Annotated in this window: 13 protein-coding genes; 10 read left to right on the top strand and 3 right to left on the bottom strand. The window is 63.1% G+C overall.

Annotation, left to right across the window (positions count from 1 at the left end):
- Window positions 1–132 precede the first annotated feature (132 nt).
- The 8 genes from A4R29_RS18245 (at window position 133) to A4R29_RS18215 (ending at window position 8,405) form a co-directional block, all read left to right on the top strand.
- Window positions 133–1,362, top strand: a complete 1,230-nt coding sequence (locus A4R29_RS18245) for an MFS transporter (RefSeq protein ID WP_013530861.1) — start codon at window positions 133–135, stop codon at window positions 1,360–1,362.
- 21 nt (window positions 1,363–1,383) lie between these two features.
- Complete coding sequence (locus A4R29_RS34195) at window positions 1,384–1,713, top strand: hypothetical protein (protein WP_027160692.1); 330 nt, start codon at window positions 1,384–1,386, stop codon at window positions 1,711–1,713.
- Window positions 1,714–1,811: 98 nt separating this feature from the next.
- Window positions 1,812–2,840, top strand: a complete 1,029-nt coding sequence (gene gntR, locus A4R29_RS18240) for an HTH-type transcriptional regulator GntR (protein WP_027160691.1) — start codon at window positions 1,812–1,814, stop codon at window positions 2,838–2,840.
- 302 nt (window positions 2,841–3,142) lie between these two features.
- Window positions 3,143–4,270, top strand: a complete 1,128-nt coding sequence (locus tag A4R29_RS18235) for a sugar ABC transporter substrate-binding protein (RefSeq protein WP_013530863.1) — start codon at window positions 3,143–3,145, stop codon at window positions 4,268–4,270.
- Between the two features lie 79 nt (window positions 4,271–4,349).
- Window positions 4,350–5,897 (top strand): sugar ABC transporter ATP-binding protein, encoded by a 1,548-nt coding sequence (locus A4R29_RS18230; RefSeq protein ID WP_063172531.1) that lies wholly within the window; start codon window positions 4,350–4,352, stop codon window positions 5,895–5,897.
- Window positions 5,894–6,874 (top strand): ABC transporter permease, encoded by a 981-nt coding sequence (locus tag A4R29_RS18225; RefSeq protein WP_013530865.1) that lies wholly within the window; start codon window positions 5,894–5,896, stop codon window positions 6,872–6,874. Before A4R29_RS18230 ends, A4R29_RS18225 begins: the two co-directional genes overlap by 4 nt.
- Window positions 6,871–7,857 (top strand): ABC transporter permease, encoded by a 987-nt coding sequence (locus A4R29_RS18220; RefSeq protein ID WP_013530866.1) that lies wholly within the window; start codon window positions 6,871–6,873, stop codon window positions 7,855–7,857. The genes A4R29_RS18225 and A4R29_RS18220 overlap by 4 nt, the downstream gene beginning before the upstream one ends.
- Window positions 7,858–7,859: 2 nt before the next feature.
- Window positions 7,860–8,405, top strand: coding sequence for a gluconokinase (locus tag A4R29_RS18215; RefSeq protein ID WP_063172530.1), 546 nt, complete (start codon window positions 7,860–7,862; stop codon window positions 8,403–8,405).
- Here the strand turns inward: A4R29_RS18215 and A4R29_RS18210 are convergent.
- A complete protein-coding gene (locus A4R29_RS18210) occupies window positions 8,400–9,551 on the bottom strand; it encodes a hypothetical protein (RefSeq protein WP_063172529.1) in 1,152 nt (383 codons plus the stop codon). The genes A4R29_RS18215 and A4R29_RS18210 overlap by 6 nt on opposite strands.
- Before the next feature lie 164 nt (window positions 9,552–9,715).
- Window positions 9,716–10,621, bottom strand: a complete 906-nt coding sequence (locus A4R29_RS18205; RefSeq protein ID WP_063172528.1) for a LysR family transcriptional regulator — start codon at window positions 10,619–10,621, stop codon at window positions 9,716–9,718.
- A gap of 118 nt (window positions 10,622–10,739) precedes the next feature.
- Here A4R29_RS18205 and A4R29_RS18200 point away from each other — a divergent pair, with 118 nt between their 5' ends.
- Together A4R29_RS18200 and A4R29_RS18195 are read left to right on the top strand one after the other, a co-directional pair.
- On the top strand, window positions 10,740–11,162 hold the full coding sequence (locus A4R29_RS18200) for a DoxX family protein (protein ID WP_063172527.1): 423 nt from the start codon (window positions 10,740–10,742) through the stop codon (window positions 11,160–11,162).
- A gap of 43 nt (window positions 11,163–11,205) precedes the next feature.
- Window positions 11,206–12,075, top strand: coding sequence for an NmrA family NAD(P)-binding protein (locus A4R29_RS18195; RefSeq protein WP_063172526.1), 870 nt, complete (start codon window positions 11,206–11,208; stop codon window positions 12,073–12,075).
- A gap of 114 nt (window positions 12,076–12,189) precedes the next feature.
- On the opposite strand, the gene A4R29_RS18190 is transcribed toward A4R29_RS18195, so the two are convergent.
- On the bottom strand, window positions 12,190–12,639 hold the full coding sequence (locus A4R29_RS18190) for an RrF2 family transcriptional regulator (protein WP_013530871.1): 450 nt from the start codon (window positions 12,637–12,639) through the stop codon (window positions 12,190–12,192).
- Between the last annotated feature and the right edge of the window lie 182 nt (window positions 12,640–12,821).

Below are 12,821 nucleotides of genomic sequence, written 5' to 3'. Positions count from 1 at the left end.
CGCACATCGGCATCGGTTCCGCCCTGGCTCTGGAGCCACGGATTTGCCCGCTGTGGCGCTGCTGCGGCCTGAGAATGCGCCGATAGTGGCGCAAACGGCAGCCGATCTCCGAGACCGCCGACAGGAAACGCCTTGACCCGAACCGACAGCCTCCAGCCCGGCCCCGGCATCGACAGCTCCTATGCCTGGATGCGGCTTGCCATCTCGATGCTGCTGGCGACGATCGGCGCCGTGGGCATGTGGGCTGTCGTCGTCGTGCTGCCCGCCGTGCAGGCCGAGTTCGGCGTCGACCGCGCCGCGGCGTCCATGCCTTACACGGCGACCATGGTCGGTTTCGCCGCCGGCAACGTGCTGGTCGGCCGCGCCATCGACCGGATGGGTTACTGGATCCCGGCGCTGATCTCTTCGATTGCGCTTTCCGCCGGCCTGCTGCTCGCGGCGCTATCGACCTCGATCTTGCAATTCACGCTTGCCCAGGGAGTGCTGATCGGTATCGGCACGTCGGTGATCTTCGGGCCGCTGATCGCCGATATCTCGCACTGGTTCAACCGCCGTCGCGGTGTTGCGGTCACGGCGGCGGCGGCCGGCAATTATCTTGCCGGGGCGTTGTGGCCGACCATCATGCCGACGCTGATGAAGGCGGAGGGCTGGCGCTTCACCTATGCGGCAATCGGCATCTTCTGCCTGGTGACAATGGTGCCGCTGGTGCTGATGCTGCGGCGCGGTGCCCCGGCGGCGGCCGTCGCGGGTTCGCCCGGAAGCCGGTCGGTGCAGCCGATCTCGCTGTCGCCGGCGGCCTTGCAGGTGCTGCTGGTCGTCGCCGGGCTCGGCTGCTGCGTGGCGATGTCGATGCCGCAAGTGCATATCGTCGCCTATTGCATGGACCTTGGCTACGGCGTCGCACATGGCGCCGACATGCTGTCGATCATGATGGCGGGCGGCGTCGTCAGCCGGCTGGCGTCCGGCTTCCTCGCCGACCGTATCGGCGCCGTGTGGACATTGATGATCGGCTCGGTCCTGCAGTGCCTGTCGCTGCTGTTCTACATCCCGTTCGACGGGCTTGCCTCGCTCTATGTGGTGTCACTGGTGTTCGGCTTGTCGCAGGGCGGCATCGTGCCTTGCTACGCGATCATCGTGCGCGATTATATGCCGGCCAGAGAGGCCGGCCAGCGTATCGGCATCGTCATGATGGCGACCATCTTCGGCATGGCGATCGGCGGCTGGATGTCGGGCTGGATCTACGATTTGACCGGCTCTTATGCGGCTGCGTTCCTGAACGGCATTGCCTGGAATATCTTGAATATACTGGCGATCGTTCTGTTATTGTGGCGGTCGCGGCGATCATTGACGGTTGCAGCTTAAGCCTTATTCCGGGCGCACAAAATGCATCTCGATCTTCACGGTAAGCCCATTCTTCTAACAATAGCGGTGTGGGCCTGCACCGCGGGATGCTTCGCAGGCGCCGCCGCAATTTTCTATTCGATTATCCTGGTGCTCGGCAGAACCGGGGCGCTTGTAGACACTACTGAGGAAAGATCACTTGGTTGGAGCGAGCGAGCCGGCCGCAGGAATAGCCGTTTCAACAGATTTCTTGTTGCTGACGAATTCCGATCGCTTCGCAAGCTCCTGTTTGGAGCATGGGCCGGATTTTTAGTCTCGTTTGGTCTTCTTTCTCTGCTGATTTTTCTCTTTGGGGAGCGGACATTGACCTAGCGTCGAGAAGGAAGCGCGCGGATAAATATCCCACTTTGACAACATATGACGGCTGCGGGCGCGATGGCTTCCGATCTGTATCTTGCGAGGACTCGATTTTGACCAAGCTGCGCACGCGCCGGGGCGGCGGCCGCCCGACCATCGCGGATGTCGCGCGCAAGGCCGGCGTCGGCGCCATCACCGTGTCGCGCGCCCTGCGCGAGCCGGAGCGTGTGTCCGAAGAGCTGCGCCGCCAGATCCAGGCCGCCGTCGACGAACTGGGCTACGTGCCGGACCCGAATGCCCGGGCGCTGGCCTCGGCGCGCGCCGAGGTGTTCGGCGTGCTGGTGCCGTCGCTTACCAACAACGTCTTCGCCGAGGTGGTGCGCGGCATCTATGACAGCCTGTCGGCCAGCCCGTTCCGCATCCAGCTTGGCAACACCCACTATTCCGGCCTCGAGGAAGAGCGGCTGCTGCAGCTGTTCGGTTCGCAACGGCCAGCGGCGCTGATCGTCGCCGGCATCGATCAGACGCCGGCTTCGCGAAAGCTGCTGGAAAGTGCCGGCTGCCCTGTGGTGCAGGTGATGGAAACCGGTTCCGATCCGGTCGACATGATGGTCGGCTTCTCGCATCTCGATGGCGGGAGGGCGGCGACCGAGCATCTGATCGAGGCCGGCTATCGCCGCATCGGCTTCATCGGCGCGCGCATGGATCCGCGTTCGCAGCGGCGCCTTGCCGGCTATCGCGCGGCGATGGAGGCCGCGGGCCTGTTCGACCCGCGCCTCGTCACCACCACGCCGGTGCTGTCCAGCGTGTCGCTCGGCCGCGAGATGTTCCGCGACGCGCTGGCCAAGGTGCCGACACTCGACGGGGTGTTCTGCAACAATGACGACATCGCGCTCGGCGTCTTGTTCGAATGCCATCGCGCCTCGATCGCGGTGCCGAAGACGATCGGCATCGTCGGTTTCAACGATCTCGACATGATGCAGGTGGCGTTTCCTTCGGTCACCAGCATCCGCACCCATCGTTATGAGATCGGCCGGCGTGCCGTCGCCATGGCGCTTGCTGCGATCGCCGGCAAAAGACCGGAGCAACGGATCGTAGACCTCGGTTTCGAGCTCAAGCGCCGCGAGAGCACGGCGCGTTGAAACGCACAGAAGCGACTGTGCGAATGCCGGTTTACACGCCAATTTGGTAGCGCTACCATCTCCTCCAGGCAGGTGCATGAACGACAGGTCGCACCTGTTTATTATACATAAGCGACAACTAATACTTGTTTATTATGGATAATATGATAGTTTTCGCCCGGCTTGCGGCGACAAGGGAGGTACCGGGTCGGCCATCACGGGCGGCCGAGGAAGCGCATGGCGAGGCGGGAGGTGCCGGTCCATCGCGCGAAAAATTCGCATTGCGAAACGAACAATCAGAACTGCAATCGGGAGGATTATCGATGATCAAGTCACTTGTTGGTGGCGTCGTTGCCGCCACTGCATTCGTCATGCTCAATTCGGCCGCCATGGCCGCCGGACCCGAAATCGTGTCGGGTCCCGCCGCTCAGGCGGACTGTTTCGCGCCGTGGAGCGCGGAGACCAAATTCTTCAAATATCCCAAGAAGGAAGGGCCGTTCCGCATCGCCTTCGCCAATGGCTATATCGCCAACACCTGGCGCATCCAGATGGTGCAGACGGCCAAGGCCTACGCCGCGCAACCTGAAGTCAAAGCCAAGATCAAGGAATTCAAGGTCGTCTCGACGGGCGAGGACGTGCCGGCACAGATCTCGGCGATCAACAATTTCATCGATTCCGGCTATGACGCCATCGTCACCGACGCCCAGAACCCGACGGCCTTCGGTCCGGTCATCAAGCGTGCCAAGGAAGCGGGCATCGTGCTGGTCGCCTTCGACAACATTCTCGACACCAAGGACGCCATCAACGTCAATGTCGATCAGAAGGGTCTTGGCGAATTGTGGGCCAAGTGGCTGGTCGGCAAGATACCGAACGGCGGCAAGATCCTGGAAGTGCGCGGCGTCGCCGGCACCTCCGTCGACACCGATCGTCACAACGGCATCCACGAGGTCTTCGATGCGTCCGGCAAGAAGTGGGACGTGACCGAAGTCGCCGGCAAATGGGATGACGGCGTGGCACAGAAGGTGACCGCGGATGCGATCGCCACCAACGGTCCGTTCGACGGCATCACCGGGCAGGGCGGCGACACCGGCATCGTGCAGGCGATGATCGACGCCAAGCATCCATTCGTGCCGTTTGGCGGCGAGACCGAGAACGGCTTCCGCAAGTTCTGCGCCGCGCATTCAGCCGACGGGCTGAAGTGCTCGTCCGCGGGCTCGGGCCCGGCTCAGGTCGCTGTCGCCATCAAGACAGCGATCGCCGCACTCGAAGGCGAAGTCGTGCCACAAGAGGTGAAGCTGCCGCTGGCGATCGCCGAAGACCCGAACATGAAGGAAGGCACGGATTACTTCCCCAAGGAATCCGACAATTTCTTCGTCGGCAATTCCTTCCCGACCTGCGGCATCAATTTCAGCGCCCAGGAAATCATGGGTCAGACCAAGGAAAACCAGTAAATCATCGCTGGCTGTCACCTGGCGCCGCGGCTTGAGCCGCGGCGTTTGTCTCAATTCCACAATCGCCCTGGGAGGGCCGATGGACGGTGCGGCTCCGCTCTTTCGTATGGAAGGCATATCCAAGCGCTATGGCGGTGTACGCGCGCTGGAGAAGGCCGAGCTTGTTGTCGAAGCCGGCAGCATCCACGCCATTCTCGGCGAAAACGGCGCCGGCAAGTCGACGCTGATCAAGGTCATGGCAGGTGTCGTGGCGCCCGATGAGGGCCGCATGACGCTGGACGGGCGCGAGGCGACCTTCGCTTCTCCGGGTGCCGCCAACAAGGCCGGCATCGTCTGCATCTTCCAGGAACTGTCGCTGGTCCCCGAGCTAAGCGTTGCCGACAACATCGTCATTTCCGATCCGCCCAAACGCTTCGGCATGATCGACCGCAAGGCGCAGCGCCGCATCGCCGAAGAAGCACTTGCTCGTGCCGGCGCCGCCGACATCCACCCGCTGGCGCTGGTCAAGGACCTGCCATTGTCGCGCCGGCAGATGGTCGAGATCGCCAAGGCATTGGCACGCAAGCCGCGCATCCTCATCCTCGACGAGGCGACCTCCGCGCTGACTGCCGCGGATGTCTCGAAGATCTTCGCGGTGCTCAAGCGGCTGCGCTCGGAAGGGCTGGCGCTGCTTTACATCTCGCACCGCATGAACGAGATCGCCGAACTGGCGGATCAGTGCACGGTGTTCCGCAACGGCCGCAATGTCGCCAGCTATCCAGCCGGCTCGAAGAGTGACAATGAGGTGGTCGAACTGATGATCGGCCGCGAATACAGCCATATCTTTCCGCCCAAGCCGACGGCCGTGCCTGCCGCCGCGGCCCCCAGGCTCGAGGCCCGCAAGCTCTCATGGGCCGACCGGCTGCACGACATCTCGCTGACCGTCAGGGCAGGTGAGGTGGTCGGCCTTGGCGGCCTCGACGGCCAGGGCCAGCGCGAATTGCTGCTCGCCTTCTTCGGCGTGCTGCGCGGCCTCAGCGGCCAGATCCTGATCGACGGCAAGCCTGTGTCGATCACCAGTCCATCCGTTGCGCGCGACGACGGCATCGGCATGGCGCTCATTCCCGAGGACCGCAAGACCGAAGGGCTGATGCTGCCGATGACGGTGCGCGAGAACCTGTCCTTCGCCGCCCTCGACCGGTTGTCGAAAGCCGGCATCATCGACCGTGCCGCCGAGCAGCGGCTGATCGACGACATGGTCGGTCTTTTGGCGATCAAGACGGCGGGCCTCGACATTCCGGTCGGCGCGCTTTCGGGCGGCAACCAGCAGAAGGTGGTCATCGCCAAATGGCTGATGCGCCAGCCGCGCATCATCCTGCTCAACGATCCGACGCGCGGCATCGACGTCGGCACCAAGCAGGAGCTGTACCAGCTGATGCGCAAACTGGCCGACGCGGGTGCTGCGATCCTGTTCTACTCGACCGACTATGACGAGCTGATCGGCTGCTGCGACCGTGTGCTTGTGCTCTACGACGGAGCGGTCAAGCGCGAGCTGGTCGGCGCCGAGATCACCGAGCGGGCGCTGATATCAAGTGCGCTCAATATCCATGGCGAGGAGAGCCCGGTGGGCCTGGGAGTGGGCGCATGAAGGATTGGCGCTACTGGCTGGCCGAGCAGCGCGGAACGCTGCTGGCGTTCGGCATCTTCATCGTCATGTTCGTCATCTACACCTCGAACCATCCGGCCGGCTTCACCGCCAATGTGGTGCAGACGGCGGCCAACAAGGGCGTGCTGCTCGCCTTCGTCGCCATGGCGCAGACGCTGGTGGTGATCACCGCCGGCATCGACCTGTCCGTCGGCATGATTTTTCTCCTCACCAACTGCCTGGCTTCGTGGCTGGTGGTGGGAACGCCGATGCAGACGACGCTCGGCGTCATCGCCGTGCTGGCGGTGGGGCTGCTGTGCGGCGCCATCAACGGCGCCATCGTCATCTATGGCCGGCTGCAGCCGATTGTCGCCACCATTGCCACAGGCGCCGTCTATTACGGCATCGGCCTGTTGCTGCGGCCATTTCCGGGCGGCTCGGTCAATGAGGACCTAGCCGATGCGCTGACCGGCCGTGTGTTCGGCGTGGTGCCGGCAAGTCTCGTCGTGCTGCTGGCCATCGTGCTGGTGATCTGGGTGCCGTTCAGCCGCTCGGTGCTTGGCCGCGCCGCCTACGCGGCAGGCTCATCGGAGACGGCGGCCTACATGTCGGGTGTGCCGATCCGGCGCGGCAAGTTCGCCGCCTACACGCTGGCCGGCCTGCTGGCGGCGATCGGCGGACTGTTCCTGACCTTCTTCACCTATACGGGTGAGGCGGCCTATGCCAGCGGCAACTCCTACACGCTGTTTTCGATCGCCGCCGTGGTGCTCGGCGGGGTTTCGCTGTTCGGCGGCAAGGGCAGCGCCATCGGCGCCATCTTCGGCGCACTGGCTTTCCGCACGATCGGCGACTTGTTGTTCGTCTTCGATTTCGATCCGCTCTGGCAGCCGCTGTTCCAGGGCGTTATCCTGCTGGTCGCCGTCAGCCTCGGCGCCTTCGCCCTGTTTCGGGTCCGCAACCGGCTGGAGTGGTTCCTGTGAGCGAAACGACGCTTGGCGGCATTGCCGGCCGCATGCCCAGATTCATCCGCCGCGCCGATCCGGCGGTGCTGACGGCCTTTGCCTGCATCGTGCTTTTGCTGTTCTTCGGCAGCCTCTACTCCAGAAGCTTCCTGTCGCCTGAATATCTCCTGCAGCAGCTCAAGGTGGCTTCATTCCTCGGCGTCATCGCGACAGGCATGATGCTGGTCATCCTGCTCGGCCAGATCGACCTGTCGGTGCCGTGGGCGGTGGCGGCGGGCGCCATGATGGCCTGCGCCGCGGCGGCGTACGGCCCGGTCGGCGTGGCGTTGGCCATCCCGTTCGGCATCATCTGCGGCATGCTGATCGGCGTCGTCAACGGCATCGGCGTCGCCTATCTGCGCATCCCCTCGATGATCATCACATTGGCCACCAACGCTGTCGCGCAAGGGCTGATGGTGGTCTACACCGGCGGCTTCTCGCCGCAGGATTCGGCGACGGGCGCGATGCGCTACCTGGCGACCGGTTTCGCCATTCCGGGCGTGCCCAACGCCGTCATCATCTGGGCGCTGATCGGGGCCGCGATGGTGTTCGTGCTGACGCGGACCGGCTTCGGCCGCACCGTCTACGGCATCGGCAACCGCGAGCGCGCGGCCTATCTCTCCGGCATCGACACAAGGCGCGTGGTGATGATCGCCTTCGCCGTCTCCGGCGGGCTCTCGGCTTTCGGCGGCGTGCTTCTGGCCGGCTATGCCTCCAAGGCGGCGCAGTCGATGGGCGACGCTTATCTGCTGCCGTCGATCGCCGCGGTGGTGCTTGGCGGCACCTCGATCCTGGGCGGGCGCGGCTCCTATCTCGGCACTGTCGCCGGTGTCATCCTCATCACGTTGCTGCAATCCATCTTGTCGGTCATGCAGATGCCGGAGGCGGGGCGGCAGATCATCTACGGTGTCGTCATCGTCGCCATGCTGCTGCTCTACGGCCGCGCGCCGGCAAGCCGCTGACAGTGGACGAAGCGGCAGCACAGGCGCCGACGAGCGCCCCCGGCTCGGTGCCGGCCATCGTGGTTATGGGCGTCGCCGGCTGCGGCAAGTCGGCGGTGGGCATTGGGCTTGCCGCCGCTCTGGGCGTTACCTTTATCGAGGGCGACAGGCTGCATCCTCCGGAAAACGTCGCACGCATGGCAAGCGGCGAGCCGCTTACCGATCAGCTGCGCGAAGGCTGGCTCAACGCGATCGGCGAGCGCATCGCCGCGTCGGTGGGGCAGGGCAACGGCGTGGTCGCCGCCTGCTCGGCGCTGAAGCGCAGCTACCGCGACCGGCTGAGCGGCTTCTGCCCGGAAATCGTCTTCCTCTATCTGGAGATCGACCCTGGTACGGCCAGGCAGCGCGTCGGCAGCCGCAAGGGCCACTTCATGCCGGCGAGCCTGGTCGACAGCCAGTTCGCCATCCTCGAGCCGCCGGCTGCGGATGAGCGCGCCTCGAAACTCAATGCCACACGCCCGGTCGGTGAGCTCGTCGCCGCCGCGGTCCGCCTGATACGCCGGTCATGAGCCTTCATCCATTCCGATGCCGATGCTGTCCGAGACCTCGGTCAGCCGCTGCCGGCGGGACCACGTCAGCATCTGCTCGGGGTAGAGCTTCAGCGCTTCCAGCAGGCGGTCGCGCTTGAGCAGGATGTAGTGCGCCTGCACAGTCATGTTCTTGGCGCCATCCCTGGCCATGTCCGTTGCCGGGCTGACAGATGCCTCCGGCGTCAGCTCGGGGCTGAGCACGGCCCGGTATTCGATGAAGGGAACCACTTCGAAGGTCGACATGGCAAACAGGGCGGTCCTGCCCCTGGCGGCGAAATTCGCCGGTGCCGAGGCGAGATGCGTCCAGCCGCTTTCGCCCATGGCTGCCTCGGTGAAGGTCGTGCCGGCGTGGACGGTGTTGGTCATCGTCACCACGCCATTCTGCTTCAGGATCTTCTGGATGCGGATGGTGACTTGATAGGTGTCGTCGCGGCCAAAGACGACCCGGCTTTTCAGGAACCGGTTTTCGACATCGATCAGCGGCGGATTGAGGAAACGCAAGCCGAACGCCGATTCGGAAATACCGTGGGTGTTGACGCTCACCTGATGCGCTTCGATACCGGCCTCGTACAGCGCGCGCTTGCCGATGATGGTCTGGGCGGTGAACTGATCGCACCAGAGGATGGCGCCGTGGCCGCGCTGCAAGGCCGACCGCAGCCCCGCCAGCCCCTCCAGCCGGATCGTCGGCGACCAGCGGCCGGCCACCAGATGAGCGGCGAGCTGCAAGCGGCGGCGGTGGCGCGCTGCCAGCAATCCCTCGAACAGCTTGCGTGCATCGATACCATCGCCCAGCACCGCGAGCGTGGCGGCAGCGTAGGCCGGGAATTCCTTGCGCATATGGCGCTTGAGGCGAAACCTCGATACGCGGCCGCAGATCGGCGCCCACCACCGCACCGGCAGTGCCGCCGCCACCACGAGATAGAAGATAGACAGCAGGCCTTCGCGAAGATCCTTGTTGGAAAAGCGGCGAAGCCGGCCAGGGCGAACCAGCTTGCGGCTGAAGAAGCGTACATCCTCCGCCCGTTCCGGGACGAAGACGTCTGCGATGATTTCAGTGCGGAAACTGGCTGCCGATGGCAGCTTGCGGGCGGCCTTGCGGGATTTTTCTAACCACCACAGCCTCATCGGTCCAGCCCGTTCTTCGAACCCCGCTTTACTGCGTCGGCTTGGGCCGTGCAAGGTCATGTCCGCGCTCAAGACTTCTGCAGATTTCGCTTGCCCTAGACTTGAGACAAGCGCGCCGCTTACGAAGTGTTGATTTCGAGGGCCGGACGAAGATAGTCGTATCGCTATTCCATATATGGCGTCAGCACATCTTCGATCCATTTCATGAACGCGCGGACCCGGCGCGATAGATTGCTCCGATGTGCGACGACGAGGGACACGGCGAGCGGCCGGCGACGAAAATCGGGTAGGATCTCGACAAGCGCTCCACTCTCCAAGTATCGGCCAATGCCCAAGAGTGGCGCCTGGATCAGGCCGAGGCCGGCGAGGGCCGCTGCTTCGTAGGTCTGTGCGCTGTTGACGTGTAGCGCACCTGGCAACTGAAGCGTCGCGTAGCTGTCGCCGTCCGGATATTCCCATCCATAGGGTCGCGCGCCCAGCAGCGTCGAAAAATGAATTGCCCTATGTTCCTGACGCTGGAGATCTTCCAGCGATCGAGGCACGCCATAGCGCGCCAGATAGGCGGGACTGGCTGCGTTGGCCATGCGCAACAGGCCCAACGGGCGGGCAATCAGGGTCTCGTCGCGAATGGGTCCAAGCCGCAATACACAATCGAACCCCTCTTGAACCAGATCGACTTGCCGATCCGTACTCGACACCTCCAGCTCCAACTCGGGGTGAGCCGCCATGAAATCCGGCAAAGCCGGTACGATCGTTGTGCGCGCCACTTCGGTCGGAAGGTCGACCCGCAAACGGCCGCGAAGTGCCACGCGGTCGCCTGCGAACATCGAGTGCAGATCATCGACTTCAGCAAGCAGATCGCGGGCGCGGGCATGAAATGCGCGTCCGTCCTCCGTCAACCGCACGCTGCGCGTCGTCCGGTGCAGAAGCCTGACACCCACATCTTCTTCCAGCTTGCGGACCGCCGTTGAGGCTCTCCCCTTTTGGATGCCCAGGCTATCGGCCGCGCGGGTGAAGCTCCCCATTTCCGCGACCGTTGTGAAAATGAGGATGGGTTCGAGATTCTGCATTTTTGTGCCTCGGATTGTTCCCCAAAAAGAGAACAGTTGGTTCATTTCCTCGGCATTTATCACAGTTGAGAGGCACAGTAAGCTTCGAATATGGGATCTCCCCATCGGAGAATGACAAGTGTCCGAAACTGTGAACCTGCATCAGACACCGGAAATTATGATCTTGCATCGCGCCCTGTGGGCCGGCCGGATCATGAGCGCGTTTGTCGTCATCGCCCTGACGGCAGATGGCACTGTTCAGCTTTTCGCGCCGGCACAGATCGCCAGCATGTTGCAGGAAACCGGGTTTGCGATGGACCTGACCCGTGTCGTGGGTCCGATCATCCTCGCCTGCGCCATCCTCTACGCCATCCCGGTCACCGCCGTCCTCGGCGCGATCCTGGTGACGGGCTTTTTGGGAGGTGCCATCTGCGCCCATCTCCGCATCGGTGAGTTGGGGTCGCCGCCGGAAATCATCTCCCTGCTTCTGGGCGCGATGACCTGGGGCGGCCTCTATCTCCGCGATCCCCGTATCCGGGCCATTCTGCCGCTCATCCATTGAACCAACAGGGGCAGCTCTGTCCCCCGACATCAGGAGAAAACACATGTTCCTAGTAATGGGAATCACGGGAAAAGTTGGCGGCGCAACGGCAGAGCATCTGCTGGCGCACGGCAAGGAGGTACGCGCACTCGTCCGCAATCGCGACAAGGCGGCCAATTGGGCGAACCAGGGCGTGGAACTGGTAGACGGCGACTGGAATGATTCGGCAGCCATCGAGCGAGCCCTCAAAGGCGTCGAAGGCGCGTTCGTCATGTTGCCCCCTATCTGGGCGCCGTCGCCCGATTACAAAGAAGCGAGGAGCGTGATTGCTAGCTATGTCGAGGCTTTGACCAAGGCAGCGCCGCCGCGAGTGGTTGCGCTTTCGTCGATGGGTGCGAACAGAACAAGCGGGCACGGGGTGATCGCGGCCTTGTCGCTTCTGGAGCAAGGGTTTCGCGGCCTGACATCGCCAACCGCATTTGTGCGCGCGGGGGGATTCTTCGAAAATTTCCTCTACGGCTTGCAGGTCGCGCAGGGCGGAATGCTGCCGGTCTACTACAATCCGACAAACCGGAAATCGACCATGGTTGCGACGAACGACATCGGCGCAGAGGTCGCAACCCTTTTGACCGGGTCGACGTGGTCAGGGCAGCGCATCGTCGAGATCGGTTCGATGGTCACCGCGGATGAAGTCGCCGAGCAGTTGGGTGAAGTCCTGAATCTCGCCGTGAAAGCCTTTGCAATTCCGCGTGCGGGGTGGGCGGAAGCGTTCGAGCAATTCGGCATCCCGAAGGGTCACTCCGGACCTGCCGAAGAAATGTTCGAGGCCGTGAATGCGGGATGGATGGACCTCGGTGTGGCGGGTACGGAGCACGTAGCGGGTACGACGTCCGCACGCGCTGTATTCGAGGCTGCGTCTAATGTGAACGGATAGGCCAAAACTGCATGAGGTTCTCCGTGATTTCGAGCTTCGCAACCCGAGATTTGGAGAACCTCTCCTTCAATGCAGGAATCTCTATCTGAACGCGATCAGCTTGAAGTCGGTGGCTTAGATCTGCGACGTCAGCTCGACCGGGAAATCGTCATTGTCGGCATCGCGCATGGCGGCGAGGCTGCGATTATCCAGCACTTCGGCGATTGCCTGCCGCACCTCCAGCATCATGTGGCGGACCTGGCAGGTCGCCTCGTCGCAATCCTCGCAGCGTTGATACTGCGTGCGGCTGGCGCAAGGGATCGGCGCCAGCGGCCCGTCAAGCACGCGCACGACATGGCCGATCTTGATTTCGGAGGCCGGCCGGGCAAGGCGGTAGCCGCCTTCCTTGCCTTTGCGGCTCTGGACGAAGCCGGCATTGCGCAACTCGCCCAGGATGGCATCGAGGAATTTCTTCGGGATATTGTTGGCTACAGCGATGTCATTGACGAAGGCCAATTGGCCGGCCGGCAGGCCAGACAGATGCACGAGGGCCTTGAGGCCGTATTTGCCTTTTTTTGTCAGCATGCCCAGATCAACCCATAAAAGCCCCAACCACCCGCATCTGGCGACTGTTTGTGTGCAAATAATGACGTCTTCGCCGCGCGATGATGTTTCGCGAAACAGCCACCAAATTGCACGTTAGGCATAAACGCGTTGATTCTTTGTAACGTTTTGCACTGAGAACGCGGATATTCCGCTGATAACCA

It is taken from the genome of Mesorhizobium ciceri biovar biserrulae, assembly GCF_001618845.1.
GTDB classification, from domain to species: domain Bacteria; phylum Pseudomonadota; class Alphaproteobacteria; order Rhizobiales; family Rhizobiaceae; genus Mesorhizobium; species Mesorhizobium ciceri.
Note: the sequence above shows the minus strand (reverse complement) of the source record. Positions and strands in the feature narration are given on the sequence as shown.